Origin of the sequence: Thermobifida fusca YX (assembly GCF_000012405.1) — a bacterium.
Taxonomy (GTDB): Bacteria; Actinomycetota; Actinomycetes; order Streptosporangiales; family Streptosporangiaceae; genus Thermobifida; species Thermobifida fusca.
In genome coordinates this window covers 3,042,834-3,060,796 of the sequence record NC_007333.1, presented here as the reverse complement: position 1 = coordinate 3,060,796, position 17,963 = coordinate 3,042,834, and the positions used below count along the sequence as shown (strand labels likewise).

The 17,963-nt window shown below is 67.6% G+C and carries 13 protein-coding genes and 1 rRNA gene; 8 read left to right on the top strand and 6 right to left on the bottom strand.

Annotated features, from left to right (window positions below):
- The first annotated feature begins 5 nt into the window (after positions 1–5).
- The 4 genes from TFU_RS12895 (at position 6) to guaA (ending at position 5,938) form a co-directional block, all read left to right on the top strand.
- Positions 6–1,349 (top strand): AAA family ATPase, encoded by a 1,344-nt coding sequence (locus TFU_RS12895; protein ID WP_011293015.1) that lies wholly within the window; start codon positions 6–8, stop codon positions 1,347–1,349.
- A 136-nt stretch (positions 1,350–1,485) separates the two neighbouring features.
- Positions 1,486–2,499, top strand: a complete 1,014-nt coding sequence (gene galE / locus TFU_RS12890) for a UDP-glucose 4-epimerase GalE (protein ID WP_011293014.1) — start codon at positions 1,486–1,488, stop codon at positions 2,497–2,499.
- A 115-nt stretch (positions 2,500–2,614) separates the two neighbouring features.
- Complete coding sequence (locus TFU_RS12885) at positions 2,615–4,192, top strand: succinic semialdehyde dehydrogenase (protein WP_011293013.1); 1,578 nt, start codon at positions 2,615–2,617, stop codon at positions 4,190–4,192.
- Positions 4,193–4,351: 159 nt separating this feature from the next.
- Positions 4,352–5,938 (top strand): glutamine-hydrolyzing GMP synthase, encoded by a 1,587-nt coding sequence (gene guaA / locus TFU_RS12880; RefSeq protein WP_011293012.1) that lies wholly within the window; start codon positions 4,352–4,354, stop codon positions 5,936–5,938.
- A gap of 162 nt (positions 5,939–6,100) precedes the next feature.
- Here guaA and TFU_RS12875 read toward each other — a convergent pair whose 3' ends face one another.
- From TFU_RS12875 to TFU_RS12855, 5 genes are all read right to left on the bottom strand, one after another.
- Entirely contained in the window at positions 6,101–7,060 is a 960-nt protein-coding gene (locus TFU_RS12875; protein WP_227480925.1) for a hypothetical protein, read from the bottom strand.
- A gap of 174 nt (positions 7,061–7,234) precedes the next feature.
- The gene (locus TFU_RS12870; protein WP_011293010.1) at positions 7,235–8,098 is read right to left on the bottom strand and encodes an FAD binding domain-containing protein; all 864 of its coding nucleotides are present in this window, start codon (positions 8,096–8,098) and stop codon (positions 7,235–7,237) included.
- Entirely contained in the window at positions 8,095–8,592 is a 498-nt protein-coding gene (locus TFU_RS12865) for a (2Fe-2S)-binding protein (protein ID WP_011293009.1), read from the bottom strand. The genes TFU_RS12870 and TFU_RS12865 overlap by 4 nt, the downstream gene beginning before the upstream one ends.
- 182 nt (positions 8,593–8,774) lie before the next feature.
- Positions 8,775–8,981, bottom strand: coding sequence for a hypothetical protein (locus tag TFU_RS12860; protein WP_011293008.1), 207 nt, complete (start codon positions 8,979–8,981; stop codon positions 8,775–8,777).
- On the bottom strand, positions 8,968–10,377 hold the full coding sequence (locus TFU_RS12855; protein ID WP_011293007.1) for a PspC domain-containing protein: 1,410 nt from the start codon (positions 10,375–10,377) through the stop codon (positions 8,968–8,970). The genes TFU_RS12860 and TFU_RS12855 overlap by 14 nt, the downstream gene beginning before the upstream one ends.
- A 148-nt stretch (positions 10,378–10,525) precedes the next feature.
- Between TFU_RS12855 and TFU_RS12850 the strand changes: the two genes are divergently transcribed.
- Entirely contained in the window at positions 10,526–11,710 is a 1,185-nt protein-coding gene (locus tag TFU_RS12850; protein WP_011293006.1) for an ATP-binding protein, read from the top strand.
- A 93-nt stretch (positions 11,711–11,803) separates the two neighbouring features.
- The gene (locus TFU_RS12845; protein ID WP_041428250.1) at positions 11,804–12,469 is read left to right on the top strand and encodes a response regulator; all 666 of its coding nucleotides are present in this window, start codon (positions 11,804–11,806) and stop codon (positions 12,467–12,469) included.
- A gap of 5 nt (positions 12,470–12,474) precedes the next feature.
- Here TFU_RS12845 and TFU_RS12840 read toward each other — a convergent pair whose 3' ends face one another.
- On the bottom strand, positions 12,475–13,404 hold the full coding sequence (locus tag TFU_RS12840; RefSeq protein ID WP_011293004.1) for a nucleoside hydrolase: 930 nt from the start codon (positions 13,402–13,404) through the stop codon (positions 12,475–12,477).
- A gap of 97 nt (positions 13,405–13,501) precedes the next feature.
- Between TFU_RS12840 and pcrA the strand changes: the two genes are divergently transcribed.
- Complete coding sequence (gene pcrA, locus TFU_RS12835) at positions 13,502–15,766, top strand: DNA helicase PcrA (protein ID WP_011293003.1); 2,265 nt, start codon at positions 13,502–13,504, stop codon at positions 15,764–15,766.
- A 620-nt stretch (positions 15,767–16,386) separates the two neighbouring features.
- Positions 16,387–17,924 (top strand): 16S ribosomal RNA (locus TFU_RS12830).
- Positions 17,925–17,963: the final 39 nt, after the last annotated feature.

Here is a 17,963-nt window from a genome sequence, read left to right as displayed (position 1 = left end):
CGCAAGTGAACGCTGATCAAGGGAAGACGACAGACACCCCCCGCGTCCTCGAGATTCCCGCGGCGAGCCTGGTGCTGCTCATCGGGGTTTCCGGGGCGGGGAAGTCCACGTTCGCCGCCCGGCATTTCCGCCCCACCCAGGTGGTCAGCTCGGACCACTACCGGGCGGTCGTCAGCGACGACGAAAACGACCAGTCCGCCACCGACGACGCGTTCACCATCCTCCACGCCGTGGTGGACCGGAGGCTGCAGCGCGGCCTGCTCACCGTCGTCGACGCCACCAACCTCCACACGCACGCCCGGGTTGCGCTGCGGCGGATCGCGCGGCGGCACAATCTGCCGAGTGTCGCGATCGCCCTCGTCCCTCCCGTGGACGTGATCCGGCAGCGCGCCCGCGAACGGTCGGACCGCGCCCTCAGCGCCAAGGCCATCGACCGGCAGCTCACCGACCTGCAGCACGCCCTGGACCGCCTGGGCCAGGAAGGGTTCAGAGCGGTCTACGTGCTCCGCGATCCCGCAACGGTCGACACCGTCACGGTGCGACTGGTGCCTTTTCCCGGTTACCGCTCCGAGCTGCGCGGCCCCTTCGACATCATCGGCGACGTCCACGGCTGCCGGCTCGAACTGGAGGCGCTGCTGCACCAGCTCGGCTACCAGTTGGTGCGCGACGAGCACGGGCGCGCTGTCGGCGCCCACCACGTCGAACGCACCGCGGTGTTCGTGGGAGACCTGGTGGACCGGGGACCGGACTCGCCTGGCGTGCTCCGCCTGGTCATGGGAATGGTCGCCGACGGCGACGCCCTGTGCGTGGCGGGCAACCATGAGGACCGGTTGCGGAGGGCGCTGCAGGGACGGCGCGTGCAGGTCTCGCACGGTCTGCGGGAAACCCTGCAGCAGCTTGCCGCGGAGCCGGAAGCGTTCCAGGCCCGGGTCCGCGCCTTCTGCGCAGACCTGGTCAGCCACTACATTCTCGACGGCGGAAAACTGGTGGTCGCCCATGCCGGGCTGCCGGAGAAATACCACGGACGGGACTCCAAACGGGTCCGTGCTTTCGCGTTGTACGGCGAGACCACCGGGGAAGTCGACGAGTACGGGCTGCCTGTGCGGCTTCCGTGGGCCCGGAACTACCGGGGACAGGCGACCGTGGTGTACGGACACGTGCCCGCTGCCGACGTGGAGTGGCGCAACAACACTCTGTGCGTGGACACGGGGTGCGTGTTCGGCGGACGGTTGACCGCGCTGCGCTACCCCGAACGGGAGATCGTCAGCGTGCCAGCGGAACGCGTCTGGTTTCCGCCGACACGTCCGCTCTCCACCCCCCGGTGGACGGTCGCGGACGGCCGCGCATGAGGAGCCCGGGCGCTGCTCGCAGGGCGCGGCGGATCACTCGGCGCCGGGGCGGCATGCTCCGGCCAGACGACCTGCACGTCTATGCTGGTGGCGCAGCAGGGTTGCTGCATCGTGCCACGTCAATCCGGATATCACCATGAACGTACTGCTCACCGGCGGAGCCGGGTACATCGGAACGCATGTCGCTGTCGAGCTGTTGGAGAACGGCCACGACGTGGTCGTGGTCGACAATTTGCGCAACAGCCACGCGGAAGCGGTGCGCCGGGTAGAGCGCATTACCGGCCGTTCCGTCCACTTCTACGTCGGCGACTGCGCCGACCGGGAGCTGATGGACCGGGTCTTCACCGAGCACCGGATCGATGCGGCGGTCCACTGTGCCGGGTTGAAAGCGGTGGGCGAGTCCGTGGAGCTTCCGCTGCTGTACTACCGCAACAACCTCGACGCACTGTTGACGGTGTGCGAAGCCATGGACGCCCACGGCGTGCGCTCTTTAGTGTTCAGCTCTTCAGCGACCGTCTACGGCGACCCCGACCGGGTGCCGATTCCTGAGGATGCTCCGCTGCGCGCCACCAACCCTTACGGGGCGACCAAGCTGTTCGCGGAGCGGATCCTCTCCGACCTGGTCGCTTCGGCACCGGATTGGCGGATTATCACGCTGCGCTACTTCAACCCGGTGGGGGCGCACCCCAGCGGGCTGATCGGAGAGGACCCCGAAGGGGTGCCCAACAACCTCTTCCCCTACATCGCCCAAGTGGCGGCTGGACGCCGGGAGCGGGTCCTGGTCTACGGGGACGATTACGCCACTCCCGACGGCACGGGAGTGCGCGACTACCTGCACGTGATGGACCTCGCCCGCGGGCACGTCGCTGCGCTGGAGCGGCTCGGGGACGCCTACGGGATGCGCACCTACAACCTCGGCAGCGGCCACGGGGTCTCCGTGCTGGAGGCGATCGCGGCGTTCGAGCGGGCCTGCGGCAAGACGATCCCCTACGAGGTGGTGGCCCGCCGCCCGGGGGATATCGCGGTCTGCTACGCCGACCCGTCCGCCGCCAACCGGGACTTGGGGTGGAAGACGGCGTACACCTTGGACGAGGCCTGCGCCCACCTGTGGCGCTGGCAGACCATGAACCCGAACGGGTTCGCCGGCTGAGTCCTGCCGGACGACCGTCCCCGGGAGCGTGCCGGTCCGGGGTGCGGGCACATGCGCAGCCCTGTTTCATTACTCGCCGGTAGCGAGTGGAGGGCGGCTCGCCTAAGCTGCTGGTATGGAGACTGTGACGCACCCCACAGCAACGCGTTCCCTCCCCTTGGACGACGCTCTAGTCCAGCGGCTGACCCGCCACGTGGTCAGCAGTACCGGCCGTACCGTCGTCACCACGGCACCCTTCACCGGGGAACCTCTCGCCACCCTGCCCCAGTCCTCGGCCAGCGACGTCACCGAAGCGTTCCGCCGCGCCCGCGCCGCCCAGCGCGAATGGGCGCAGCGCTCGCCCCGCCAGCGCATCGCCCCCTTCCTCCGCTTCTCCGACCTGCTGCTCGACCGGCAAACCGAAATCCTGGACATCCTGCAATGGGAGACCGGGAAAGCCCGCAAGAACGCTTTCGAAGAAGTCTGCGACGCGGCCCTCGGCACCCTCCACTACGCACGCCATGCCCCCCGACTCCTCCGCCGCCGCCGCGCGCCCGGCGCCATCCCCCTCGCCACCCGGACCAGGGTGAACTACCAGCCCAAAGGGGTCGTCAGCGTCATCACCCCGTGGAACTACCCGCTCACCCTGCCCGTCGCAGACGCTGTCCCCGCCCTGCTGGCAGGCAACGCCGTCGTCGCCAAACCCGACACCCAGACCGCGCTGAGCGCGCTGTGGGCCATCGACCTGCTCGTCGAAGCAGGACTCCCCCGCGACCTGTGGCTCGTCGTCCTCGGCGAACCCGCGGAGATCGGTGACCCGCTGGTCGACGAGGCCGACTACGTCGCCTTCACCGGCTCCTCAGCGACCGGAGCCCGCATCGCCCAGCGTGCCGCCTCCCGGCTCATCGGCTGCTCCGCGGAACTCGGCGGCAAGAACCCGATGATCGTGTGCGCAGACGCCGACCTGGACCGGACCGTGCACGGCGCCGTAGCCGCCTGCTTCAGCAACTCCGGCCAACTGTGCATCTCCATGGAACGGCTCTACGTCCACGACTCCATCTACGACGCGTTCGTCGAGAAATTCGTGGCAGAGACGAAGAACCTGCGGCTCGGAGCGGACCTCGACTACTCCGCGGACCTGGGCTCTCTCACGTCCCAACGCCAATTCGACCGGGTCGTCGCCCACGTCGAGGACGCCCGCAGCAAAGGAGCCACCGTCCTGGCCGGAGGCCGCCCCCGCCCCGACGTGGGACCGCTGTTCTACGAGCCCACCGTGCTCACCGGCGTCGACGAGTCCATGACCTTGTGCGCCGAAGAGACTTTCGGACCGGTCGTCTCCCTCTACCGGTTCACCACCGAAGACGAAGCGATCGAACGCGCCAACCACACCCCCTACGGGCTCAACGCCAGCGTGTGGACTCGGGACGTGGCCCGGGGACGCCGCATCGCGGAACGGCTGAAAGCCGGGACAGTCAACATCAACGAAGGCTATGGCGCCGCGTTCGCCAGCTACGGCGCCCCCATGGGCGGGATGAAACGCTCCGGCCTGGGACGACGCCACGGAGTGGAGGGCATCCTGCGCTACACCGAAGCGCAGACCGTGTCCAGCCAGCACGTCGTCGGCCTCAGCGGCCCCCCGGGGATGTCCGCAGAAACCCTGTCGCGAGTGATGACCACCGGCATCCGGCTCATGCGCGCCCTACGCATCCGCTGAGGTGAGCTTCCGCACACTCTGTGCCCCTGCGACGCCGTGGTAGAGCGGAGATCCGGCAGCAGAACCCGTGCCCTGCTGCCGCTCCCGCCGCTCTACCACCCGGCAGCGCACTACACTGGCGGTGGTTCTGTCTCCGTATCTCCGCTGGAAGGCCGTTACGTGTCCGTTGCCGGTGCTCCCGAGAGCACGTTCGACACCGTTCTCGTCGTGGACTTCGGCGCGCAATACGCGCAGTTGATCGCGCGTCGGGTACGCGAATGCCACGTCTACAGCGAGATCGTGCCTCCGACCATGCCGGTCGAGGAGATGCTCGCCAAAAAACCCAAGGCCATCATCCTGTCGGGTGGCCCCTCCTCGGTGTACGCCGACGGAGCCCCGCAAGCTCCCCCCGGCCTGTTCGACACCGGGGTGCCCATCTTGGGGATCTGCTACGGCTTCCAGGTCATGGCGCAGACCCTCGGCGGCACCGTCGAACGGACGGGACGCTCCGAATACGGGCGCACCACGATCAACGTCGCCACCGACAGCCTGCTGTTCCACAGCCTGCCTCAGCAGCAGACCGTGTGGATGTCGCACGGCGACGCCGTGTCCCAGGTCCCCGACGGGTTCACCGTCACCGGGCAGACCGCGGACGCCCCGGTGGCCGCGATGGAGCACCGCGACCGGGCCCTCTACGGGGTCCAGTTCCACCCCGAAGTGGTCCACACCGAGCACGGCCGGGCCGTGCTGCAGCACTTCCTCTACGAGGCCGCGGGCTGCCGCCCCACCTGGACGATGGTCAACATCGTCGAAGACCAGGTGGCGCGCATCCGCGCCCAGATCGGCAGCAAGCGGGCGATCTGCGGGCTGAGCGGCGGAGTGGACTCCGCGGTAGCGGCCGCCCTCGTGCAGCGCGCTATCGGCGACCGTCTGACCTGTGTCTTCGTTGACCACGGGCTGTTGCGCCAAGGGGAAGCGGAGCAGGTCGAAAAAGACTTCGTCGCCGCTACGGGAGCCAGCCTCAAAGTCGTCGACGCCCAAGAGCGGTTCCTCACCGCTCTGGCCGGGGTCACCGACCCGGAAACCAAACGCAAGATCATCGGACGCGAGTTCATCCGCGTCTTCGAACAGGCAGCCCGCGAGATCGTCGCTGAAGCCGGGGAAGGCGACGAAGCCGTCGAATTCCTCGTCCAAGGCACGCTCTACCCGGACGTGGTGGAGTCCGGGGGCGGCAACGGGACCGCCAACATCAAATCGCACCACAACGTCGGCGGACTCCCCGACGACCTGCAGTTCACCCTGGTCGAACCGCTCCGGGAGCTGTTCAAGGACGAAGTCCGCAGAGTCGGCGAAGAACTCGGCCTCCCCGCAGAAATGGTGTGGCGGCACCCCTTCCCCGGCCCGGGCCTGGCCATCCGCATCGTGGGCGAGGTCACCGCGGAGCGGCTGGAGATCCTGCGGGCAGCCGACGCCATTGTCCGCGAAGAGCTGACCCGAGCCGGACTGGACCGCGCCATCTGGCAGTGCCCGGTGGTGCTGCTGGCAGACGTGCGCTCCGTGGGGGTGCAAGGCGACGGCCGGACCTACGGCCACCCGATCGTGCTGCGCCCGGTCACCAGCGAAGACGCCATGACTGCCGACTGGGCCCGGGTCCCCTACGACGTCCTCGCCACGATCTCCAACCGCATCACCAACGAGGTCCCCGACATCAACCGGGTCACCCTCGACATCACCAGCAAGCCGCCCGGCACGATCGAATGGGAGTGACCCTCCGGTCCGCGGCAGCCACGGCAGGGGACCGCACCCGGCCGTGACGCCTCCACCGGAGTCGCCGTTCACTCCCACGCCGCGAAGACCGCAACGGCTCCCCTGCACCAGGGGAGCCGTGCGTTGTCTTCACCCCCGCCTCCCGTGGCACTGGGAAGGGGCCTACTCCACCAGTTCCAACGCCTTCTCGTACTCTGCGCGGCTGAACAATTCGTTCTCCTCCACACCGTCGATGACGCACGTCACCTCGAGGAACGCGTCGCGCTTCCCCAACAGCGCGACATGGAGGAGGTCCGGCCGCGAGTCAGTCAGCGGAGAAAGCAGGTAGGTGACCGACGACTTCGCGCCGTACGGGTTCTTGTCGTTGCGGATCTGGAAGGGTTCGGTGGGGAACGCGCTCCCCTCCTCGAACAGGCCGCAGGTGTACTCCGTCAGCGCCCGACTGTTCTCGGTCAGCAGCGCCTCAGGCAAAGAATTGCAGTAGCCCTGCTCAGCAGAGCAGTCTCCAGGCCGGATCAGTGTGGGATCCCGGCCGTCAACCTCTTCCACGGCCAGTCCGCTCGGACGCGGACCGAACTGCTCTCGCAGGGCCGCCGTGTCCCACTGCTCCACGAACAGCGAGTCCTCGCTCCAAGAGAGCAGTGCGGTGACCACCTGCTCATAAGAGCCGGGCACGTGCTCCCAGACAGTCCCGACGAGATCCTCGGAGACCTGCCGGAGTTCACCGACGCCGGAAACGTAGGAGAGGCTCAGCCCGACATAGATCGTGTGCTTGCCCTCGAAACCGCCGACCCCCAGGAACGGGTGGCGCTCGTAGCGCTCTTCAATGACTTCGTGCACCGCGTCAAGGTCGCTGATCCGTGTGGCGGGCGAACTTGTGACGAGGACGAGCGTCACCACAACCACGACCAGCGCCAGGCTGGCTGAGAACAGGCCGAGGATCAGACCGGTGCTGCTGCGGCGCGGCGGCGTATAACCCGCCGGTCCAGGAGGGGGCATCGGCGGGGGAACCTGGTAGCCGGGCGGGGGCACTCCCCGGTGCGGCTGGCCAGGCGGATACTGTCCGGGAGGAGGACCATACTGCGGGCCACCCCCGAAGGAGGGGTTGTACTGCGGTTCCACGCGGTGACTCCAAACACCAGGGGAGGAGACTCCCTGACTCCCACGGGTTGCATGCACCATCGTCCCCCGAACCGCGGCTCAGCAAGCGAGGGCGCAGCCGGAATCTCACTGAACCGTCGTGGAACAGTAGCCTTTCCTTCGGATAAGCGGGCCGGGTCTCCGCGTACCGCGAGGTCACACCCCTGCCGCGGTGATCAGCGCCCGACCCGTCAACACCCGGGCCAGACCCCGGTGCTCCACGTCGCCGCTGGCACTGTCCGACGGGAGGACCTCGTCAACGGCCCGCGCTGCCGCGCGCAGCAGGGCAGCCCGGCTCGGAAGACCGATGCACGCCGCCTCCACGGTGGCAGCCCGCAACGGCGTAGGCCCCACATTGCCGAGCACCACGCGGGCCGCAGCGATCACCCCGTCGCCGCGGCGCACCCCTGCCGCGGCCCCGCCGATCGCCCACGACCGCCGGTCGGTGGGAAACCGCTCGTAGTGGAACGACCAGCCCGGCCACTTGGGCACTCGGATACCGGTCACCAGCTCGTCGGGGCCTATCGCAGTGGTCCGCTTCGCTACGAAGAAGTGCGCCGCAGGAACCCCGCGTTCCCCGGCAGGACCGGTGATCCGGCATTCCGCCCCCAACGCCACTGCCGCAGTAGGCAGCTCGAACGCCGGGTCGGCGTATGCCAACGCCCCGCCCACCGTGCCGCGGTGGCGCACCGCCGGGTCGGCGATCACCCCCGCAACCCTGGCCAGCAACGGGGCATGGGACCGCACCAGCGGATGGCTCGCCACCTCGTGGTAGGTGGTGAGTGCCCCGATCCACAGCGAGTCCCCTTCGTCCCGCACCCCGCGCAGCTCCGCGACCCCACCCAGGTCCACGAGCACATCAGGGCAGACCTGGTGCGACCGCAGCAGCGGCACCAGGCTTTGACCGCCCGCCAGCACCCGCCCTTCTAGGCTCTCACCCAGGATCTGCACCGCTTCCGCGATGCTGTGCGCCCGCGCGTACTCGCATCCCGGGGGCAGTACGCCGTTGTCTCCGCTCATCCGACCACCCGCGTCTCGGGGAGCTGTGTGTCCGCGTCCTGCACTGCGTCCGCCGCCTCGCACACCGCGCGCACGATGTCGGCGTCACTGCCGCAGGGGCACCGGACCCCCGACAGTCCCTCGTGGATCTCCTGCTCCGAAGGGGAAGAGCAGCCCCGCAGCAATTCCACTGCCGCAACCACCAGCCCGGGCCGACACCGGGTGCACCGCCGCACATGCCGCCGGAACGCTTTCTGGAGAGAGTGCGCGGTAGCGTCGTCCGCCAACCCGTCGACCGTGGTGACCGTGCACCCGTCCGTCTGGACCGCCAGCATCAGACAGCTTTTGACGGCCACCCCGTCCACCAGCACGAGGCACGCCCCGCACTCGGCGGTCGGGCAGTCCACGGGAATACCGCCGCTTTTCCGTTCCCGCAGGTACTGGGAGAGGGGAAGACACGCGTCAACCTCGTCCTCGTACCGCGTGCCGTCCACAGTGACACCGATGCCAGGCAAACGGACCTCCCCCTCCCCGCCGGGGAAACCCGTAGTCCCCGGCTTCACGCACGCGCCAGTGTGTCCGTCACGTCACAGTGCGCAACGACCCTAGACGAGGGGTTCCAGCGGCGGTCAGCACGCGGAGCCGCCATACGAGGTTTTTCCGCGCGGCAGACAGAAAATTTGCCTGACCCAGGGTTTCACGAGGAACGCCGGTGCTCTGAGTGGCGTGACCGCAGCAGCACACGCACGATGCCGACCACTCCCAAACCGAGGGCAAGCACCGGAAGCAGCCACAGCACGTTGAAGTCCCACGCGGTCGTGCCACTGACCACGAACGCCAGCCCTAGCAGCACGAACAGCAGCCCTGCGACCAGCGAGGCCCAGTCGGTGCTACGCCGTGACATGCGACACCTCCAGATTGCCCGCGCAGGAATCCACGATGAGGTTCAGCGTCGGCACCTCCGCCGCAGCGTCCTCGCCTTCGTTACTGCCCGGGCCCGAGCGCGGGGGAACGACTTCGTGGACATCCACCCTGAGACCCGCTTCGAACATCTGGTCGCCGAGCGTGACCCAACCGATCCCGGCCTGACCGCGGACCACGGTCCGCACCGTGTCCGGCACGATGACCTCCACCGATCCGAGACCGACCCGCGCCCGCACCGTCACCTCCTGGCCCGGCTCCACGGGAAGCCTGGTCAGGTCGAGACGGGCCTGACCGGCAGTCAACTCGAACGGCTCCCGTATCTCGGCGACCGCGGTCGGCCGCCAGGTGACCGAGCCGAACCGCGCTTCGGTCACATCGGTTGCCGTGGCACCCACCGCCAGCACGGTCGCTAGGGTGGCGACCGGGACGATGCCGCGCGGATTCCCCACCCACGCGCCCAGGATGAGGACCGCCCCGCACAACGTGACAATCCCTCCCAGGTAGAGCGGGGCAGTCTGCGGCCCCAGCAGGGCATCCACCGACACCCCACCGAAGACGAACATTACCCCGGTCAAGGCCAGCGCACCCCAGACCACGAGAGCGAACAGCCCTACCCCGCCGCGCCGGGACGAGGAGCAGGCCCCGTTCCGCTCCTGCGGCCGCAGCTCTGCGATGCCCGCAGCAGCCTCGTGACGGGCCGTCGTTTTCTGGCCGGCCTCGGGCTCGGTGGCCTGCCGCGCGAGGACAGCCAAGTCGACGGGGCCGTCCGAGGCCGCAGTCCACGACTGGCCCGGGTGGTAGTAGGCAGGGGCAGGGCTAGGAGCAGCCACGCTCGGCGGGGGATCCTGCTTCTTCAACCATTCCGGCAACTGCCGGAGGGTGTGGGCCAGATCCACTCCGCGGTTGTGCGCGACCAGGCAGCCCAGCACCAGCGGCACCGCCAGGACCAGCGTCGTCCAACTGAACCCGCCGAACAGGGTGAAAGCTGTCCCCACCGCCAGACCGCAGCCGAGGAGGGCAAGGACAGCATCCCCGGTCAGCCTCCGGCTGAACAACTGCTCCGCCATGGCGGGGCCGCCGCGCGCATCCCGCATCAGCAGCCACGCAAAGGCGTACAGCCACACCCCGGTCCCCCCGCCCAGCGCGGTGACCGCGAACGCCGTGCGCCACACCACCGGGTCGATCCGCGTATAACGCCCCAAACCAGCCGCCACCCCGGTAAGCACGGCGGCGACATCGTCCCGGCACAGGGCGCGCTCAGCGGCGCTGGTCGGAGCGGACGTCTCCGCGGCGGCGGGCTCCGCTGCCCGCGCCGCACTGTTCTGCTCGCCGTCCACCATGGCTCCATGCTCTCCCGTGGTGTTCCCGCTTCCCATCAGGGAGTTCCCTGACCTCACCCTGAACTCGGGTCCCGGGGGACCGGGGAGTTCCCCCGATGCAGACCGCGCAGCCCGGCAGGCATGCTGGTACCAGGCAGACGAATGCGAGGAGACGGTGACCGCGACGCGAGAAGAGCCACCGCAGTTGTACCGCAGCACGGACGACCGGCTGCTAGGCGGAGTCTGCTCCGGACTAGCCCGCCACCTCGGCATCGACCCGGTCGTGGCGCGGCTGGCGCTGCTCGCTCTCGCCGTCGGCGGTATCGGGGTCGCGGTCTACCTCGTCCTGCTCCTGCTCGTCCCCCCCGACCCGGAGGCGGAAGAGGACACGACAGCCGACCCGGAGGAGCGCACCCGCCGCAAAGGCCGCGACATCAGCCAGATCCTGGCCTACATCGCCCTGGCCGCCGGACTGGGCATGCTCTTCCTGTTCTTCGGCGGTGTCCTGGACCCGCTGCTGTGGTTCCTGGTCTTCGGTGCTCTCGGCGGCACCATCCTGTGGCAGCAGGCCAACCCCGCGGAACGCGACGAGTGGGTCGCCTCCACCACGCTGCGCGGCAAAGCGTGGATCCGCACCGGCCTGGGCGTCCTGCTCGTCATCGTCGGCGTGATCGGGTTCCTCGCCTTCCAGCAGCAGCTCCACGAAGCACGCGCCGGACTCACGTTCGCGCTCACCCTGCTTGCCGGGATCGGGCTGATTGTCGCCCCCTGGATCATTGGCCTGGTGCGGGAACGCGACCGGGAACGCCGAGAACGCATCCGCAGCCAGGAACGCGCTGAACTCGCCGCGCACATCCACGACTCGGTGCTGCACACCCTCACCCTCATTCAGCGCCGCGCCGACGACCCGCGCGAAGTGCAGCGGCTGGCTCGAGTCCAGGAACGGGCCCTCCGCAACTGGCTCTACCAGCGCCGGACCGACGTGGATCTCACTCTCTCCCCCGCGCTGGAAGGAGTGGCCGCCGAGGTGGAAGAGGTCCACGGGGTCCCCATCGAAGTGGTCTGCGTGGGCGACTGCCCCCTCAACGACGGGCTGCGTGCCACCCTGCAAGCCGCCCGGGAAGCCATGGTGAACGCGTCCAAGTACGCGGGAGTGGACACCATCTCCGTGTTCTGCGAAGTGGAACCGGACGAAGTCCTCGTCTTCATCCGCGACCGCGGCCCCGGATTCGACCTGGACGCGGTACCAGCCGACCGCATGGGCGTCCGCGGCTCGATTATCGGCCGGATGGAACGCCACGGCGGGCACGCCCGAATCCGCACCGCACCCGGGGAAGGGACCGAAGTCCAACTACGCATGCCCCGCCCGTCCCCGTCTGGGGAGACCTAGCGCGACCCAGACGACACTCCAGTCCCAGCAGCCCGTGTCCGAAGGAGGACGCCGTCTTTGCGGGGATGGTACAGCCAGGTAGAGTCCCACGATGTGGGAGAAGAGAACACCTTCGCCAGTGGCCGTATCCCGAGGATCGTCATCGTCGACGACCACCACCTGTTCCGCAGTGGAGTGCGGGGCGAACTCGGCGACACCGTCGACGTAGTCGGCGAAGCCGGAGACGTCGACGAGGCGGTCCGCGTCATCAGCGAACAGCGTCCCGACCTGGTCCTGCTCGACGTCCACCTGCCCGGCGGCGGAGGAATCGAGGTGCTCCGCCGGATCCTGCCGAAACACCCTGAGATCCGGTTCCTCGCCCTGTCGGTCTCCGACGCTGCCGAGGACGTCATCGGAGTGATCCGCGCCGGCGCCCGCGGCTACGTCACGAAAACCATCTCCGGCACGGAGCTCGCCGACGCGATTGTGCGGGTGGCCGACGGTGACGCCGTGTTCTCCCCACGTCTCGCGGGATTCGTCCTCGACGCGTTCGCGGCCACCGACGCACCCCCCGTCGACCCGGAACTCGACCGCCTCACCCAGCGGGAACGCGAAGTGCTCCGGTTGATCGCCCGCGGCTACGCCTACAAGGAGGTCGCCCGCGAACTGTTCATCTCGGTGAAGACCGTGGAGACCCACGTCTCCTCGGTCTTGCGCAAACTCCAGTTGTCCAACCGGCACGAACTGAGCCGCTGGGCTACGGCCCGCAAACTCGTCTAACCCGCTCAGGCCAGCGCGCGCAGCATCCGGGAGAGGAACTTGGGCACGTCCACCTCGGTGGGCAGCACCACCGCAGGCCGCGAGGTCTCCTCGCGGCGGGGACGCAGATCCGCGATGGTCATGCCGCGTGTGTGCGCACCGGCCAGCTCCACCAGCACGGGAACGGTCTCCGACTCTTTCACCAGCGACGGGTCCACCAGCACCGCTGCAGCAAGCGGGTCGTGCATCGGACACGCCCGCTGGCCCAGAAACGACGTGTACCAGCCCACGTAGTAGGCGAGGAACCGGTGCGCGTACTGGGCGCGCTCCCCCGGCAGCGCCGCCAACTCCTCCAGCCACGACTCGGTCGCCAAGGCTCGCATGGTGACGTCGAGAGCCACCAAAGTCAGGTCGAACCCCGCGCCGAGCACTGCCTCGGCCGCCTCAGGGTCGTTGTTGACGTTCGCTTCGGCCCACGGGGTGACGTTGCCCGGCGACCGGACCGCACCGCCCATCACCACGACCCGGTTCACCAGCTCAGGCAGCCGCGGTTCGAGAGCCAACGCCACAGCCAGGTTGGTGAGCGGACCGAGCGCCAGCACGTTGAGCTCCCCGGGAGCCGACCGGGCCAGGCGCACAAGCAGCTCCGCTGCCGACTCGGACACGGGACGCTTCGCCGCCTCGGGCAGTTCGATCCCTCCGAGCCCGTTGTCCCCGTGGACATGCCGGGCGAGCCGGGGCTGCTGCATGAGCGGGCGCGCCGCCCCCACCGCAACCGGGGTCTCGGGACGTCCGAAAAGCTGCAGCAGCCGCACCGCGTTCTCCGCGGTGCTCTCCACCCCCGTGTTCCCGTAGACCGCCCCTACCCCCGCGATCTCGACCCTGTGGTCCGCCGCGAGGTAGGCCAATGCCAGCGCGTCATCAATCCCCGGGTCGCAGTCGACGAAAACCCGCACTGAATCCCTCCACAACCGTTGCTTCCACGGGCAACGGCCCAGACTAGCCGCGGCAGGAGGTCAGCGGTGTCCTTCCGCCGCGTCTACCCTTGGTGGGGTGTCCTCCCAAGAGCAGCTTCTCGAAGGTCTCAACGAGCTCCAGCGCGCCGCGGTGCTCCACCACGGCAGCCCGCTGCTGATCATCGCTGGAGCGGGGTCAGGCAAGACCCGTGTCCTCACCCACCGCATCGCCTACCTGCTGGCCGAGCGGGGAGTCCGCCCCAGCGAGGTGCTCGCGATCACCTTCACCAACAAAGCCGCAGCCGAGATGAAGGAGCGTGTCGAGCGGCTGCTCGGTGAACGCACGGCCAGCGCCATGTGGGTGATGACCTTCCACTCGGCCTGTGTGCGCATCCTGCGCCGCGAGGCGGCCCGCCTGGGATACCCCAGCAGTTTCACCATCTACGACTCCGCGGACTCCCAGCGGCTGATGCAACTGGTCTGCCGCGAACTCGACCTGGACCCCAAACGCTTCCCGCCCAAGTCGTTCTCCGCCCAGGTGTCGAGCCTGAAGAACGAACTGGTGGACTACGACACGTTCGCGGGGCGGGCAGAAACCGTGCAGGAGCGCGCTCTCGCGGAGGCGTACCAGCTCTACCAGCAGCGCCTCTACGAGGCGGGGGCGATGGACTTCGACGACCTCATCATGGTCACGGTCCATCTGCTGCAGATGTTCCCCGAGGTCGCCGAGCACTACCGGCGGCGGTTCCGGCACCTGCTGGTCGACGAGTACCAGGACACCAACCACGCCCAATACGCCCTGATCCGGGAGCTCGTAGGCGACGGCGACCCCGCCACCCCGGGACCGGAATTGTGCGTGGTGGGCGACGCCGACCAGTCCATCTACGCCTTCCGCGGGGCGACGATCCGCAACATTCTGGAGTTCGAGCGCGACTACCCGCAGGCCACCACCATCCTGCTGGAGCAGAACTACCGGTCCACGCAGACCATCCTCTCCGCAGCCAACGCCGTTATCGCGCACAACACGGAGCGCCGCCCGAAAAACCTGTGGTCCGCCCAGGGAGAGGGCGAGCCTATCGTCGGCTATGTCGCCGACGATGAGCGCGACGAGGCAACGTTCGTCGTCCAGGAGATCGACGCCCTCACCGACGCGGGAACCTGCACCCCCGGCGATGTCGCGGTGTTCTACCGGACCAACGCCCAGTCCCGCGTACTGGAGGAAGTGTTCGTCCGCACCGGCATGCCGTACCGGATCGTCGGCGGGGTGCGGTTCTACGAACGCAAGGAGATCCGCGACATCCTCGCCTACCTCCGCGTGCTGGCCAACCCTGAGGACTCGGTGAGCCTGCGCCGCATTCTGAACGTGCCGAAACGCGGGATCGGGGAGCGGGCCGAGCAGGTCATCGAACAGTTCGCGGCACAGGAGCGGATCACGTTCGCGCAGGCCCTGCGCCGCGCAGACGAAGCACCGGGAATCGCCACCCGCTCGCTCAAAGCGATCAAAGAGTTCGTCGCGCTCCTCGAAGAACTCGAGGAGCTGGCTGCCACCCGCAGCCCGGCCGAGACGATTGAAGCGGTCCTGGAACGCACCGGCTACTTGGAAGAGCTCGTCAACTCCAAGGACATCCAGGACGAGAGCCGCGTGGAGAACCTCGAGGAGTTCGTCGGCGTCGCCCGCGAGTTCGAATCGTCTTTTGACGCCGCGCTGGCCGCAGAAGGAGCCGACGGGGAAACCGGCCGCGACGGTGCGGAACCGACCCTGGTGGACTTCCTCGAGCAGGTCTCCCTCATCGCCGACACCGACCAGCTCCCTGACGAGGACGACCAGGGCGGGGCCGTCACCCTCATGACCCTCCACTCGGCCAAAGGATTGGAGTTTCCCGTGGTCTTCCTCACCGGGTTGGAGGACGGGGTCTTCCCGCACCTGCGGGCGCTCGGCGACCGGTCCGCACTGGAAGAGGAGCGGCGGCTGGTCTACGTCGGTATCACCCGTGCCCAGGAGCGGCTCTACCTGACCCGGGCTGCGACACGCAGCTCCTGGGGGGCCGCGGCCTACAACCCTCCGTCGCGGTTTTTGGACGAGATTCCCGCAGAACTCGTGACCTGGCGCCGGGCAGAGTCCACGACGGAGGCGCTCCGCCGTTCCGTGTCCCCTGCCCGCACGTCGCGGCCGACCCGCAAGGCCGAGCGCCCGGTGCTAGCGCTGCGGCCAGGCGACAAGGTGAACCACGACTCCTTTGGGCTGGGCACCGTGCTCTCGGTCGACGGCACCGGGGATCGGACGCGGGCCCGTGTCGACTTCGGAGCGGGGGTCGGGCAGAAGGACCTCATGGTCAAGTTCGCTCCGTTGGAGAAGCTCTGACGACGACGGGCACGCATCCGCGGATACGGGTTCGACCTGGGCATATGCGTCCTGGCCGAACCCGATTCGCCAAGCGGGCGAACGTGGGATAAAGTCTTCCAACGCCGCCGGGCTTCCGGGCGTGCCCGGGCACGGTGGTCAGTCCAGAGGATGTGCGAAGCACTCCGCAGAGCACGGTAATCTGGATAAGCGAACCGAGCGAGACGGACGCGGTAGCTGCCGCGGACGGGCCGGTTCTCCCACTCCAGCGCCGATGGTCCGAGCACTCTCGGAGAGGCGCTAGAGTAAATAAAGAAGCCAAGAGCGAAGCCGGCAGGCGCCGGAAGAGCTCTGAAGTGATGTGCCGCATCCGGGGAAGAGCCCGTGTGGGTTTGTAGACGGTTGGCGGTTGTTTCTTGAGAACTCAACAGCGCGTGGTTGTTTCTTGACAGCCGGGTTTGTGTGGTTTTTGGCTCCTTCCTGCCCCCTGGGTTTGTGGGGGTGGGGGTTCCTTTGATCTGGTGCCTTGCGCGCGTTGTGTGTGTGGGGTGCCGGGTTGGGGTTGAGCTCTTGTAAGGTTTGCCGCCCCCTGTTGTGCACACTGTTTGTTGGGTGTGTGGTGGGGGTTGGTGTTTAGGCCTGTGATGGAGAGTTTGATCCTGGCTCAGGACGAACGCTGGCGGCGTGCTTAACACATGCAAGTCGAGCGGTAAGGCCCCTTCGGGGGTACACGAGCGGCGAACGGGTGAGTAACACGTGAGTAACCTGCCCCTGACTCTGGGATAAGCCTGGAAAACTGGGTCTAATACCGGATATGACCTCGTGCCGCATGGTGTGGGGTGGAAAGGTGTTTTTCCGGTCAGGGATGGGCTCGCGGCCTATCAGCTTGTTGGTGGGGTAACGGCCTACCAAGGCGATGACGGGTAGCCGGCCTGAGAGGGCGACCGGCCACACTGGGACTGAGACACGGCCCAGACTCCTGCGGGAGGCAGCAGTGGGGAATATTGCGCAATGGGCGGAAGCCTGACGCAGCGACGCCGCGTGGGGGATGAAGGCCTTCGGGTTGTAAACCTCTTTTACCACTCACGAAGGCCCCTGGTTTTCTGGGGGTTGACGGTAGGTGGTGAATAAGGACCGGCTAACTACGTGCCAGCAGCCGCGGTAATACGTAGGGTCCGAGCGTTGTCCGGAATTATTGGGCGTAAAGAGCTCGTAGGCGGCCTGTCGCGTCTGCTGTGAAAGTCCGGGGCTTAACTCCGGGTGTGCAGTGGATACGGGCAGGCTTGAGGTAGGTAGGGGAGACTGGAATTCCTGGTGTAGCGGTGAAATGCGCAGATATCAGGAGGAACACCGGTGGCGAAGGCGGGTCTCTGGGCCTTACCTGACGCTGAGGAGCGAAAGCGTGGGGAGCGAACAGGATTAGATACCCTGGTAGTCCACGCCGTAAACGTTGGGCGCTAGGTGTGGGGACTTTCCACGGTTTCCGTGCCGTAGCTAACGCATTAAGCGCCCCGCCTGGGGAGTACGGCCGCAAGGCTAAAACTCAAAGGAATTGACGGGGGCCCGCACAAGCGGCGGAGCATGTTGCTTAATTCGACGCAACGCGAAGAACCTTACCAAGGCTTGACATCACCGGTAATCCTCCAGAGATGGGGGGTCCTTCGGGGATCGGTGACAGGTGGTGCATGGCTGTCGTCAGCTCGTGTCGTGAGATGTTGGGTTAAGTCCCGCAACGAGCGCAACCCCTGTCCCATGTTGCCAGCACGTGGTGGTGGGGACTCATGGGAGACTGCCGGGGTCAACTCGGAGGAAGGTGGGGATGACGTCAAGTCATCATGCCCCTTATGCCTTGGGCTGCAAACATGCTACAATGGCCGGTACAGAGGGCGTGCGATGTCGTGAGGCGGAGCGAATCTCTTAAAGCCGGTCTCAGTTCGGATTGGGGTCTGCAACTCGACCCCATGAAGGTGGAGTCGCTAGTAATCGCGGATCAGCAACGCCGCGGTGAATACGTTCCCGGGCCTTGTACACACCGCCCGTCACGTCACGAAAGTCGGCAACACCCGAAACACGTGGCCTAACCCTTTGTGGGGGGGAGCGTGTGAAGGTGGGGCTGGCGATTGGGACGAAGTCGTAACAAGGTAGCCGTACCGGAAGGTGCGGCTGGATCACCTCCTTTCTAAGGAGCTTGAAGCCGACTGTGTGCTGGATGCAGGGT